The organism is Lentzea aerocolonigenes (assembly GCF_000955955.1).
GTDB lineage: Bacteria > Actinomycetota > Actinomycetes > Mycobacteriales > Pseudonocardiaceae > Lentzea > Lentzea aerocolonigenes_A.
The window spans coordinates 1-13175 of sequence record NZ_JYJG01000334.1 but is presented as its reverse complement, the minus strand read 5'-3'; the positions used below and the strand labels follow the sequence as shown (position 1 = coordinate 13175).

10 protein-coding genes are annotated in these 13175 nt (G+C 69.0%); 3 read left to right on the top strand and 7 right to left on the bottom strand.

The window, feature by feature from the left end:
* The coding region (locus tag UK23_RS36175; protein WP_196778047.1) for an alginate lyase family protein at positions 1-3243 on the top strand (3243 nt) is incomplete at its 5' end.
* 41 nt (positions 3244-3284) lie between these two features.
* Here UK23_RS36175 and UK23_RS36170 read toward each other — a convergent pair.
* A complete protein-coding gene (locus UK23_RS36170) occupies positions 3285-4121 on the bottom strand; it encodes a polysaccharide lyase (protein WP_045316256.1) in 837 nt (278 codons plus the stop codon).
* A gap of 135 nt (positions 4122-4256) precedes the next feature.
* Positions 4257-5174, bottom strand: coding sequence for a DUF1295 domain-containing protein (locus UK23_RS36165; protein ID WP_052685375.1), 918 nt, complete (start codon positions 5172-5174; stop codon positions 4257-4259).
* Positions 5175-5236: 62 nt separating this feature from the next.
* Between UK23_RS36165 and UK23_RS36160 the strand changes: the two genes are divergently transcribed.
* Positions 5237-5806: a QsdR family transcriptional regulator gene (locus UK23_RS36160; RefSeq protein WP_052685374.1), complete on the top strand. Its 570-nt coding sequence runs from the start codon at positions 5237-5239 to the stop codon at positions 5804-5806.
* Here UK23_RS36160 and UK23_RS36155 read toward each other — a convergent pair.
* The 4 genes from UK23_RS36155 to UK23_RS36140 are packed head-to-tail and all read right to left on the bottom strand — an operon-like array spanning position 5803 to position 11672.
* Positions 5803-6432, bottom strand: coding sequence for a hypothetical protein (locus tag UK23_RS36155; RefSeq protein ID WP_045316255.1), 630 nt, complete (start codon positions 6430-6432; stop codon positions 5803-5805). The two genes, UK23_RS36160 and UK23_RS36155, sit on opposite strands and share 4 nt — an antisense overlap.
* A complete protein-coding gene (locus UK23_RS36150) occupies positions 6425-10933 on the bottom strand; it encodes a DUF6531 domain-containing protein (RefSeq protein ID WP_052685373.1) in 4509 nt (1502 codons plus the stop codon). The genes UK23_RS36155 and UK23_RS36150 overlap by 8 nt, the downstream gene beginning before the upstream one ends.
* Positions 10930-11205, bottom strand: coding sequence for a hypothetical protein (locus UK23_RS36145; RefSeq protein ID WP_045316254.1), 276 nt, complete (start codon positions 11203-11205; stop codon positions 10930-10932). The genes UK23_RS36150 and UK23_RS36145 overlap by 4 nt, the downstream gene beginning before the upstream one ends.
* Positions 11202-11672 carry a YbaB/EbfC family nucleoid-associated protein gene (locus UK23_RS36140; protein ID WP_045316258.1) on the bottom strand — a complete coding sequence of 157 codons (471 nt, stop codon included), beginning with the start codon at positions 11670-11672 and terminating at the stop codon, positions 11202-11204. Before UK23_RS36140 ends, UK23_RS36145 begins: the two co-directional genes overlap by 4 nt.
* A 284-nt stretch (positions 11673-11956) precedes the next feature.
* On the opposite strand from UK23_RS36140, the gene UK23_RS36135 reads away from it, so the two are divergent.
* Positions 11957-12247, top strand: coding sequence for a hypothetical protein (locus UK23_RS36135; protein WP_045316253.1), 291 nt, complete (start codon positions 11957-11959; stop codon positions 12245-12247).
* 54 nt (positions 12248-12301) lie between these two features.
* Here the strand turns inward: UK23_RS36135 and UK23_RS36130 are convergent, their stop codons facing one another.
* Positions 12302-13003 carry a non-ribosomal peptide synthetase gene (locus UK23_RS36130; protein ID WP_045316252.1) on the bottom strand — a complete coding sequence of 234 codons (702 nt, stop codon included), beginning with the start codon at positions 13001-13003 and terminating at the stop codon, positions 12302-12304.
* Positions 13004-13175 lie beyond the last annotated feature (172 nt).

The following is a 13175-nucleotide window of genomic DNA, read 5'->3' as shown; positions in this document are numbered from 1 at the left end:
GCCGTGGACGGTTCCGGCTCGGTGACTCCGGCGACGACGCCGGTGTTGCAGCCGGGCGAATCCACGATCGTGTCCGTGTCGCTCGCCGCCGGGTCGTCCGGGGTGCTGACCGCGACTCCCGCCGGTGACGTGACTCTGGTGCAGCAGGCCACGTTCAAAGCCGAGCAGGCGACTTCTCCCGGTGGCGCGCCACGGGTCTACAGCACGCCTGCGCAGCTCGACGCGCTGAAGCAGCGGATCTCGGGGCAGGACTGGGCGCACAAGGCGTTCGACTCGGTGGTGAAGGCCGAGGCGGACGCGTGGCTGACCCGGCCGCTCGACCAGCCGGTGAACCACGGCGGCTGGAGCGGCAACTTCAAGTGCCCCGGCACCAACACCTCGCTGGAGTTCAACTACGACTCGCCCAAGCTGCACCGGTGCCCGATCGACGGCAAGACCTACACCGGCGAGCTGCTGGACTCGGCGTGGATCGAGATCTGGCACAACAACGCTGCCCAGGCCGCGGCCGACCTCGGGCTGGCCTTCCGCGTCACGGGTGATGTGAGGTATGCGGCGAAGGCGCGGGACATCCTGGCGTACTACGCGGAACGGTTCCTGTCCGTGCCGATGAACGTGATCTACGGCCGGGTGCACTACCAGTCGCTGGACGAGGCCGTGGCCGCGATCGGCCTGATCGACGGCTACGACCTGATCCGCGACACGCTGCCCGAGTCCGACCGGGTGGACATCTCGCTGAACCTGTTGAAGCCGCTGGCCGATCTGGTGCAGGCGTACCCGACGGTGACGTCGAACTTCGAGGCCTGGACCGCCGCGGCGGTGCACGGCATCGGGTCCGCGATCGGTGACGAGGGCCTGCGGAAGTGGGCTCTGGAGGACACCGAGTTCCTGCTGAACAAGGCGCGGATGTCCGACGGCTGGTGGTGGGAGGGCGCGGCGAGCTACCACGTGTACGCGTTGCAGGCGCTCACTTCTCTCGCGATCTCGTCTCGCAACCTGGGCGAGCGCGACTACACGGTGGACGAACGGTTCCGCTCGATGCACACGACTCTGCTGCCCTACCTGTATCCGGATCTGACGATTCCGGCGGCGGGTGACGGTGGTACGTGGGGCAGGCGGTTCGGTCCGAGCTTCTCGGCGATGGCCGAGTGGGCGTACGCGGAGTACGGTTCGCGCGACTTCGCGACCGGGTTGTCCTACGCCTACAACAACCTGGGCCGTCCGCGTTCGGACCGGTGGGCGCTGCGGTTCGGCGTCGACTCGCTGCCGAGCCTGAGCGGCCCACGTCAGCCCAGCGCCACGTTCGGCGGGCTCGGTGAGACGGTGCTGCGCTCGTCGAACGCGCAGAACCTGGTGCCGAACCCCCGTTTCGAGGAGAAGTCGCTGACCGACGCGAGCAAGCCCGCGTTCTGGCAGCAGGGCGATGGTTCGACGTGGCAGAAGTTCCCGCTCGACGGCACCCGGATCCCACACGTGACGTTGCAGGCGATGGCGAAGGGCAAGGGCAGCATCGAGGCGGTCTTCCTCAGCGAGCACGGTTGGGAGGTCGGCAGGTCGTCGCTGACCATCGACGGGGCGGCCCGTGAGCAGGGCATGGACGTGCCGCCGTGGACCCGTGCGGTGAAGCTGTCCGTGCGGGGTGACGTCACGGTGGACGATGTCGATCTGTTCGCGGACGATCTGCTGGGTTCCGGCGGGTTCGAGGACTCGGCTGCCGGGTGGACGAAGCAGGGATCGGCGGAACTGTCGCCGCTGGCCTATCGCGGCTCGTCGGCCGCGAAGATCACTGGCGGCCTGAACCGCGGCGCGTGGACCACGGACGTTCCGGTGACCGGCGGGAACGTGACGTCGGTGAAGCTGGACGCGCGGACGTTCACCCCGCTGATCCCGTTGCGGGAGAACGGTGGCGCGGCACTGGAGCTGTCGTTCGTGACGCCGTCCGGGGTGTCGGCGCCCGTGGTGACCAGGTTCCACGACCTGCTCGGGTGGAAGTCGCGGACGATCTCCGCGGACGTGCCGAAGGACGCGATCGCCGCCAGGATCTCGCTGGTGGTGGAGAACGCGGCGGGCGTCGCGCTGTTCGACGACGTGCGGCTCGGCTTCTCCGGTGCGGTGGACCCGTTCCAGGCCAACGCCCTCCGGCTCGACCACGGCGTCGCGGGCGGCACCCACGGCCACGCCGACAAGCTGCATCTCGACGTCGTCGGCGGGGGCGGGCTGCAGTCGACCGACCTCGGCCAGATCTACGGCGCCGACAACGCCGACCTGACCAACAACTGGTACCGGGAGTCGGTGTCGCACAACACCGTCGTGGTCGACGGTCGCAGTCAGGACCGCAACATCCGCGGCGCGCTGGAGTACTTCGGCACCACGCCACGGCTGAAGGTGGTCGACGCCAAGGCGGACAGGCCTTACGCGGCGATCCCGGACGTCTCGCTGCGCAGGGCCGAGCTGATGACCGACGAGTACACAGTGGACGTTTTCGACGCTCGCGGTTCGTCGGCGCACCGGTTCGACCAGTCCTGGCACGGCGTCGGCGACCTGACGGTGTCCGGCGCGGCGATGACCCCGCCGGCGTGCGGCACGTGCGTGCTCGACCCGAACGACAAGGACTTCGGCTACGACAAGCTCCGCCTCGTGGCAGAAGGGTCTTCAAGCGGTACGTGGCAGGCGGAGTGGAAGACACCGCAGTCGGTGCTGTCGTTGCGAGCGCTCGAACCGGCCTCGACGCACGTGGTGCAGACGACCGGGCCTGGCTTGGCCACGGACGGCAAGCAGATCCCGTTCGTGCTGGCACGTCGTGACGGCGCGAGCACCCGGTTCACCACCCTGTTGGAGACCAGGTCGGCGGCCGCCCCGAGCACCATCGTCGCCGCGGAACGCCTGCGGGACGGCCATGTCCGAGTGCGGCTGGCCGGTGATCGACGCGACGACGTGCTGTACGACGGCGGCTACGCGTTGCTGCGCAGGGCGGGTGACCGGCCGTTGAGCATCGACCTGCTGAACCGGCAGTCGGTCGAGGTCGACGGACGCACCTGGCTGTCGGCGTCGAAGAAGCTGGAGAACGCCTCGGCGGTGTTCGACGGGAGCACGCTGCGGCTCGCGGTCGGGCGCACCGCGGATCGAGGCCAGGTGACGATCACCGTGCACGCTCCCGGTGTCCGCACCGTCGAGCTGAACAACCAGCCGGTCAGCTCGGTCACCCGGCACGGCGATCTGCTTGAGGTGACGTTCACGGTCGGATAGAAAAGCGAACGGCCGGGGCTGCGCGCCCCGGCCGTTCGTTGCTAGATAGGACTTGTCTGCACACGCACGTCGTCGTACCAGATGTACGAGTTGCGCGTAGGGGCGAACGTCTGCCGGTCGCCGCCGAAGAACGACGAGAAGTAGGCGAAGTTGATCTGGTCGGAGTTGCGGACGAACTGCAGTCCGGTGCGGCTGCCGGCATTCGCGCCGTTCACCCACGCCTGGATCTCGCCGTTGGCGTTCGCGGTGCTGCCGCTGACGGTGTTGACGCGCACCCGCATCTTCAGCTCGATCCACTGCCCGCGCGGGTAGCTGTACAGGCTGCCGCTGGGGCTGAGCTGGAACGAGTCACCGAACTGCCCGCTCTTGCCCATGTGGTAGAAGTACAGGATCGCCTTGCCGTCGCGGCCCCACGCGAACCGCACCGTGAAGCCGTTGTAGCCGTCGCAGGCCTGCCCGCCGGAGCACCGCCTGCCGCCCGCGAGCCCAAGACCGATCTTGCCGCCGAACTCGGTGCCGCCCCAGCTGAAGTCGGGCGAGAACCGCACCCACTGCCGCAGCCAGTACTCCCGCGCCTTGGGTATCGCCAGATCCGCTGACGCACCGGAGTTCTCCGGGTTGATCTGCCCGGCCGGGTAGAACGACCGCAACGACTTCGACCCCGACCGCCTGACGGCCGTGTCGATCATCGTCCGGCTGGCCATGCCCACGTCGAACGTGGACGCGAACCCGTCCTTCGCCCACTCGGCCCTGGTGTAAGCACTCCCGTAGGCCGGCCGTTCGAAGGTGTTCGTGAGCGTCGCGGCCTGGGCCGCGGGTGCCGTCTGCGCGCCCAGGACGGCGCAGACAGCCAGTGACATCAAGGAAATTCTCCTCATCGAGTCTCCTCACAGGGATTCGGCAAATGGTATGGACCATTCGCCGATCCCAGTATCGGCACGGCATCATGCCGTGGTCAATGGAATGAATTTCCTTGCGAGCGCAGGAATCCGCCGGTGTCCACAGCGGACAGTTCACTTCGTGTTCTTGGCGGGGCCGGGGAAGAACATGTTGGTGGTGGCCTGGTAATGCTTGTAGTCGGGCCGTTTCTGCACGCTGTAGTACTCGGCGGGACGAGCGCCGGTGTGCTTGGTGAGCGTGACGAACAGCGTCCAGGAAACGAGGCACAGGCCCAGCGCCAGCAACACCCACACCGGCAGTGCGGTGTCCGGGAGCAGGGTCAGCAGTGACGGCAGCGCGAGCAGCACCAAAGCGTTCCACTGCATCCACTGGAAGAAGTAGTTGGGGTGCCTGCTGTAGTGCCACAGCCCACGATCGCAGGTGCCTCGCTCGCCGCGGGCCGCGAAGCGCTGTTTCTGGCGGTCGGCCACGGACTCCAGCACGTACGACCCGGCCCACAGTGCCAGGGCGACCACCGTCCAGGCCGACAGCGTCCGCTCGTGATCAGCGGCGACGACGAACGCGGGCACGGCCAGCACCGTCGCGTTCGCCAGTCCCTGCAACCAGATCTCGTACTGCACGGACCACGTCTCGCTGCGGAACCCCTGCCGCTCCCAGCGCCGCCGCTGATACCGGTACCGGGGCAGCTCGACCTTGGGCGCGCCGGGCGTCCACCACCCGTGCTTCAGCGCCATCACCAAGCCCCACAACCCCATCCGCGCGCCCATCGCGAGGTAGGCGACCGCGACGAGGACCCCGCTGAGCTGGTCGGCCGCGACCAGCGTGACCACGCCGATGCCCACCAATCCCCAAGGCCAGGCCACGTCGACGTACGACACGTGCCGCGTGAGGTATCCGGGGATGGCCGCCACCAGCGTGAACAACACGACCTGCACCAGCAGGTTCCACCGGGCGGGCCCAGTGGTGGCCGGATCCAGCAGCAACGCGGCCCCGGCCACGGCGAAGGGCAGCACGCCCACGACCCGCTGCATGCCGTCCTCCAAGCTCGCTGGTGAGACATTCCGCCAGAATGTCTCCGTGAGACACTTTATACATGCTGTCTCACGCCGCGACCAACGTGAACCTGACCACCGAGCCCGAGGTGGATCCGGTCATCGCCCTCGCACTGCGGCAGTTCCTCCGCGAGAGCCGCCTCGACATGGGCGACCTCGCCACCGCGGCCGGCATCGGCCGGGCCACCCTCTACCGCAGGTACGGCGATCGCGACCGCGTCCTGGGCGAGGTGCTGTGGGCGATCACCCACCGGGAGTGGGCACGCCTGTGGCAAGCCAGCGAGAAGCGCGGTATGGGCAAGGTGATCGCCGTGCTGGACCAGGCGATGCGCGACACCGTCGCCTCACCGGCCCTGCGCGCGCTGCTCGAACGCGACCCGGAAACCGCGCTGCGGGTCCTGACCTCGCAGCAGGGTGTGGTGCAGTCGCGTCTCGTGGCAGGGCTGGCCGAGCTCATCGACGCCGAACGCCACTCGTCAGACATCCCGGTGACCAAGCTGGCCTACGCGGTGGTCCGGCTCGCGGAGTCGTTCTGCTACTCCGACGTCATCACCGGCGCCCCGCCGGACATCGACACCGCCACCGACATCATCCGGAAGCTGCTGACCTAGTCGTCGTCCTCGCTCAGCAGGAGGTCGACCTGCTCCCGCTGGGGCGTCCCGTCGAGCGCGGCCAGGAGAGCCGGCCGGGCTGCGGCCCAGTGCTCCGGCGGGAGCGCGTGGGCCAAGAGGTAGGCGCCCGCCCTGCTGGGCCGTGCGGTGAACTCGGCGAGCAGGCCGGTGAAGTCGCAAGCCTGGTAGGACCGGCGGTGCTGGGTGAAGCACAGCACGGTGAGCGCCCTGACGAAGTTGACGACGGCCGGGCTGAGCGCGGGATCGTGCCGTGCCCAGAGGTCGAGCGCGGCGCCGAAGAGATCGCACACTCCGCCGCTGGGCAGTGCCAGTTGCGCTGCGACGAGGTCTTCCAGCGCCTTGCTCGACCAGACCGGCTCGTCGGTGTCGACGGCGAACCGCAGGAGCAACAGGGCGGCGACACCACGCCGAGCCGCGGCATCCATCGGTGCCGGCTCAGCCGAGGTGTTCTCTTCCTGGTGGCCCAGGAAAGCGGCCGCGGAACGCAACGCCGCACGCGTCGCGGAGTCCAGCTCCTCGTAGGCCGCCCAGCTCTCGGCGCCGACCTTCCTGGTCGCGGCCACGTCCGTGGTGGCGCGATCGAGGAAATCCGAGAGATCAGTCATGGACGAGGATCCTCACAATCGTGTTGGGATCTAGGGTTCCGGACGCGACGCGCTGGATGATATCGGCGGTGCGGTGGTGGCCGCCGGTGAGCGCGAGGCCGTCGGCGCCGCGGGTGGCGCTGATCGGGTCCTCCGGCCGCCATCTGACCAGATCGTCGCTGTGCAGCTGGGAGACCGAGGAGACCTGCTCGTCGTAGAGGCCGTGCATGCGCGAGTTGATGTGGCCCTCGAGGTCGCCGGCCCGGATGTCCTCGAACCTCGGGTTGAACGTCTCGATCGACGGCGGGTTCGGGTTGCCGGGACTGCCGTACGGCCTGCCCTTCTTGTCGAGGGCGTTGGTGCGGTACAGGATCTTCTCGCGCGCCTCGTCGTCGAGCTTCTTCAACGCCCCGGTCGCGCAGTCCTCGCTGCCGGCCAGGCCCAGCACGTCGACCCGGTGCAACGGGTTGAAGACGTAGGCGAGGTTGTCCGGGCCGCCGCCGAGACCGAGCGGGTCGCTGCTGACGAACCTTCCGGTCGTAGGGTCGTAGTAGCGGAAGACGCTGTAGTTCAGCCCGCTCTCGGCATCGTGGTACTGGCCGGGGAAGCGCAACGGGGTGCCCGCCTGGCCGGAGGACAACGCGATGCCCCACAACGTGGTGCGGGCGTTCCAGACGACGTCGCCCCTAGTGTCGACGAGCTCCGTCGGCGTGCCGGTGAGGTCGGTGACGATCGCGTAGAACTGCCGGTCGAACCACTCCTGCCTGCCGTCGCGCGCGGGTTCGCGCTCGACCTGGCTGATCGGCCGGACGTGACCGGGTTCCCACTCCCAGGTGGTGCTGTGCGCGCCGCCGGCGTCGGTGACGAGCTGCTCGGCGAGGACCACGCCGTCCCAGACGAACCGCACCCGCTGGACGACCGTGTGACCGTCGGCGGAGAGCTGCTCCTTCGCGACGCGCCGGCCGAGCGGGTCATAGCGGTACCGCCAGCGCGCGCCGTCCGGGGTGACGACGCCGACGAGTCGATCGGCGCCGTCCCACAGATAACGCCACGTGTCCGGTTTGGACGACAACCGCTTCCGCTGGCGCAGCACGAGACGGCCGCGGGCGTCGTGTTCGAAGCGGACGTTTCCCGCTCGGCGCAACAGGGTTCCGGCGAACTCGCGCGCGCCGGCGGTGTCGGGCTCGGGGGAGTCCTGAGCCGGCCACCCGGCTGCGGCGAGGTTGCCCGCCGCGTCGTAGGCGTACCGCTCGGTCCACCCGGACGCGTGCACGGTGGTGACCCGGCCGACCGGGTCGAGCTCGTACCGCCGCGGTCCGGCGAGGTGGTCGGTGATCGCGTCCACAACGCCGTCGGGCCGGTAGCCGTAGGAGCGGAGCTGGGTGCGCGAACCGCTGGACGTGAGGGTCTGCGAGCGGAGTCGTTCGTTGTCGTCCCACTCGTGGGTCAGCCGCACGCCGGAGCCGAACCGCCGTTCGACCTCCCGGCCCGAGATGTCGTGGTCGAACTGCACGGTCTGCCCGGCGGTGCGCATGGCCGCGAGCCGATGCCCGGTGAACTCCCAGGTGCTCACCGAACCCGACGGTGTGCGCCGCTGCGTGCGGCGGCCCAGCGCGTCGTAGGCCGACGAAACCGTTGCGCCGTCGCAGGTTTCCGCGACCACGCGACCGAGTGGGTCGAGCTCGATGCGCAGGTCGGACTCACCATTGCCGGCGGCGACGAGCCGTCCGTTCGCGTCGCGGACGAACCGCGTGACGACGTCCTGAGTGCGCTGGGTGATCACATTGCCGAGCGCGTCGCGGTCGAACCGGGTACCGGTCCCGTCACCTTCCAGCCGCGCGACGAGCTGGCCGGCGGCGTCGTGCTCGTACACGAGAGCCCGGCTGTTGAAGTCGGTCTCCCGCACCAGGCGTCCGGCGGCGTCGTACTCGTAGGTCCACGTCGCGCCGAGCGGGTTGGTCACCGCAACCAGCCGCAGTTCGGTGTCGTAGCGGAACGTCATCCGCGCGCCGTCCGGCCCGGTCCGGCTCACCGGCCGGGAGAACGCGCCGACCTCGGTGTGCACGGACAGCCCCGCGGCGTCGACCCGTTCGACGAGGTTGCCCATCGCGTCGTAGGACCACCGCTCGACCGTGCCGTCCGGCAGGGTCCTGCTCAGCGGCTTGCCCTCGACGGTCCAGGTGAAGTGGGTGACCGCGCCGGTGGGGCCGGTGACGGTGGTGAGCCTGCCGAACAGGTCGCGGGCGTACCGGGTCACCGCGCCGGACGGATCGGTCATGCTCATGGGCAGCCCGGCGGCGTTGTACTCGACGCGGGTCACGTTGCCCAGTGCGTCGATCGTGGCGGTCCGGTTGCCCATCGCGTCGTACTCGAAGCGAGTGCGCCCGTCCATCGGGTCGGTGGTCGCGACGAGGTGGCCGGCGGCGTCGTACTCGTGCCGCCACACGGCACCCGTTGGCTCGACCACGGCGATCGCGCGGCCGTGCGAGTCGTACTCGCTGCGCGCGACCGTCCCATCAGGACGGACGAGCTCGACCAGGTTCCCCGCCTTGTCGTGGACGTAACGGGTGGTGCGGCCGAGCGGGTCGGTCCTGGCCAGCAGCCGGTGGTGCAGGTCCCACTCGAACGTGACGGCCTGACCGAGCGGGTTGGTCTCGCTGACCACCTGGAAACGTTCGTTGAGCTGGAAAACCGTGGTGTTGCCCAGCGAATCGGTCGCGCGCGTGACGCGGTTCACCGAGTCGTAGTCGAAGGTGTAGTTCAACATTCCGTCGCGGCCTTCACCGCGCACGCAACGCCCGTCCGCGTCGTAGCTGTAGCGGTACCACATGCCGTTGCGGTCCTGCTTGCGCGTGATCCGGCCGTCGTCGTCGTACTCGAACGACATCGGCAGGTGCGAGGAGTTGATCACCTCCACCAGGCGGCGCCGGTCGTCGTAGCGGTAGCGCATCAACGGGACGGAGTTCGCCTGGTCGCGCAGGGTCAGCGCGGTGATCAGGCCGTCGGTGGTGGCGACGTCGACGTGGTAGCCGCCGGAGTGGCGGATCGCGGTCAGGACGCCGGAGTCGTCGTGGTCGAAGGAGATGCGGCTGCCGTTGCGGTCGGTGACAGCGCTGAGCGGACGGCGCTCACCGGCGACCGCCGCGAAGTGCAGGGTTCGCTCGCCCTGCTGGTCGGTGATCCGGTACGAGCCGTCCTCGTCGACGGAGAGCGGCCACGGCGCGCCTTCGACCGGCAGGACGGGTGCGCCCGGCGCGGGATGCGGGTAGCGCAACAACATGCCGTCCGCGGCGGCGAAGTGCACCGCGTGGTCGTCGACCTCGACCCGTTGGTCCACAGTGGACGCCCAGGTGGGCCCGAACCAGCGGCCCGAGCGGTAGGACGACTTGTGCGTGCGGGTGATCACGAGGGCGAGCGCGGCGGCCAGCTCGACGTCGGTCTCCGTCTGGATCATCACGCCGGTCGACACGTCGATCGGGTCACCGCACTTCGGCGTGCCCTCCTCCGGCTTGGAGTTCGCGCCGGGCTCCTTGTTGTTGCCGCTGATGCTGTCGTCGGCGCCCGACGTCCTGGTCTCGCCGTGCTCGGAGCCGGACGGTTCGGTGTGGGATCCTCCCGCGACGTCGTCCGCTTGGGAGACATGGGTTTCTCCGCCGCTGGGCTCCTTCGGCGGCGCGGCGTGCTCACCCGCCGAGGTGTGCGGTTCGGCGGAGGAGACGTGCGTGCCGCCGCCCTCGCCGTGCGGGACGTGCGGCTCGCCGCCACCGTGCCCGTGCAGCTCGGACATGATCTTCTGGACGCCGCGCCAGATCTCCTCGAGCTTGCTCATGATCGGCCGCAGCTTCTCGACCGAGTTGATCAGCTTCTTGATCGTGGCGCCGATCTTCTCCGTCCACGCCGCGACCTGCTCCACGACCTGGGCGACCACCACCGGGGTGCCGAGACCGAGGGTGAACACCTCCTCCAGCGCGTCCTGGATGAAGTCGCCGACGGCCTGGGTGACCATGTCGCGGACCAGGCCGCGCACCACCCCGGTGATCACGCCGACCACCTTGACCACGGTGCTGATCGCGTTCGCGCACGTCACGGCAGTGGACAACCCGTTGATCTTGCCGCCGACGTGCTGCCGGTACGCCTCCGCGGCCGGACCGGTCCACTGCGCGGTGTCGCGGGTCGCCGCGTCGGTCAGGTTCTTCGCGGCCTCCTCCACCGCCTTGCCGATGTTGGCCCACGTCTGCGAGTAGGCGGCGATCTGGTCGGCGTCGCCCGCGAGCTGGTCGAGCGCGTCCTTCAGCGGCTTGACGTGCTCGATCAACCAGTTCAGGCCGTAGGAGATCAGCGTGCCGACCGGGTTCATCGCCACGGTCAGCAGATCCATGCCGGCACCGAGTGCGGAGATGCCGCCCTCGATCCAGCTGCCCGACTCGACCGCGTCGTACACACCCGCCGCGTCGTCGATCAGGTTGATGCCGGTGTGCCAGTTGGTCGAGTCCTGCTTCTGCGCCAGCAGGGGATTGGTCACGACAATCTCCCGTGGATGTCGGTGAAGCTCTTCGAAGTGCCCTGCTCGACGGACTCGTAGTGCTCGGCGGTGGCCTTCACCTCGTCGGCGATCTTGCCGACGGCCTCCTGCGCGATCGGCACGAACAGCGGGCCGCAGATCATCCCGTAGGCCTGCACGCCCATCGTCACGGACTGCGCGGCGTCGAGCGCCTGGCCGAGCGTCTCGGCCACCTTCCGCACCGAGGTCACGTGGTTGTGCAGCTCGGTGGTCACCACCTGATATCCGGTCATGACTCGCTCATCACGGACTCGCCGCCGAAGTCGTCGTCATCGGTTCGAGGCGACGGTGGCCTCGCCGGCGGGGTGGGCTCGTCGGACGGCGGCTCTGGGAACTTCGCGCGGTAGTTGCCGACGATCGTCTCGGCGGTGCCGGGGTCGTCGCCGATGGTCGTGGCCATCACCTCGGCGAGCTTCTCCGGCAGCTTCGCCTGTGCCCGGCGCATGGTCAGCAGGACCTCCGCCGCCACCTCCGCGCCGGACAGCTCCCGCACCCGGTCGGTGATCCGCAGGTCCGTCACGTTGCCGCTGGAGTCGATCGACACGGTCACCAGGCCGTCCTTGGACGACTCGGTGACCGACAGCTGACCGGCCTGCGCGCGCATTTCCTGGTACCGCTCGGCCTTTGCCCGCGCCTGGGCGACCCATTGGTCGACCCCCGCGCTGGAGCTGAGGTTCCCGTTCGGGGTCGGACTACTCAAGGCGAGCCTCCAGCCGATGTCGCGCTGCACGTGACAGGTGCGACGAAGGCTCTCAGAACTCAGTTCCCACTTTTGTCGAAAATGGCTTCAGAGCATCCGGATGGCCTATTGCTGGGCGGCGTTAATGCTTCCAAAACGGCATTTCACAAACATTGACGCCATTAGCCGGAATGCCCGAATTCAGTAGTTTGGTGAAGAGCGATCTGGATCACATTCGTGCCCACCGGGCGGCTCCGAGCCGATAGAACGGCGTTAATCAATTTCATGAACTGGGGAGTTCACGCATGAAGATCACCGCAATGGCGGCCGTCGTCGCCGCGGGCGCCACGTTGGTCACGGTCGGGGCGTCCACCGCCTCGGCGGCGCCGGTGTCCGCACAGTCGGTCGTCTGCGTTCAGGAGAACAACGTCATCTACCGCAAGACCCCGGAAGGCACGCCGCTGGGCCAGGTGCACCGCGGCCGGCGTTTCGACGTGTTCGAGTCCGGTGGCCCGGACCTGACGTGGGCCCACGGCAACATCCAGGGTGGACGCGCGGGCGTGTGGATCTACTGGGGTCTGCTGGGGAACTGCTGATCCTGCAAGGGAAACGGGCCCGCCACCGGATTCGGTGGCGGGCCCTTCTGCTCGCTAGTTGCCGGCGACGGGCTCGACTGCCGGTTCCTCGGCGGCCGCCAGTTCGGCGATGGCCTGCGCGAAGTCCACGATTCGCTGGTCACGCGCCAGTTCCGCGGCCAGGCGCGCGCACGTCGGCGAGGTGAACACGTCGCGCACCGAGAGCGACACGTCGAACGTCTCGCTGAGCTTGCGGGCGTAGCGGGTGCCCGTGAGCGAGTCGCCGCCCAGCTGGGCCTTGAGGAAGTCCGTGATCTCGGGCGATCCCACGACGAAGCACACCAGGCGCTTGCCGCCGCTCGCCGAGTCCGTCGCCACGACCACGCAGGACTGCACGTCCGGGTGGCGTTCGGCGGTGGACTCGATCTCGCCGAGCTCGATGCGGTGACCACCCACCTGCACCTGGAAGTCGTCCCGGCCGAGGATCTCGATCGTGCCGTCCGGCAGGTAGCGGCCGAGGTCGCGTAGACGCGCTCGCCGGTCGAGGGGAGGCGGAAGAACTTCTCCCTGGTCCGCTCGTCGTCGCGCCGGTAGCCGTGGGCCAGGCCGACGTCGCTGCCGACCACGATCTGGCCGGGCACCCAGGTCGGGCGGGATCCAGTCGCCCGCCATCACGACGGTGCGCAGCGTGGCGAGATCGCCGGGGGAGGCGTTGTCCGCCAGCAGCTGGACGAGTGCGGGCACCGAGTTCCAGAACGTGACACCGTGCCGGCGCACGTGAACGGGTCCGCTCGCCGTGTTCGCCCGTGACACGGATTATGGTCTCTGTCATACTCCCGAGTCGAGGGAGTTGGTGATGAGCGGACCGGATCGGCGGGGCACCAAGCAGCGGATGCTGGACAGCGCCGTGCTGCTGCTGCGGGAACGTGGCGCCGCGGGCGTGACGGTC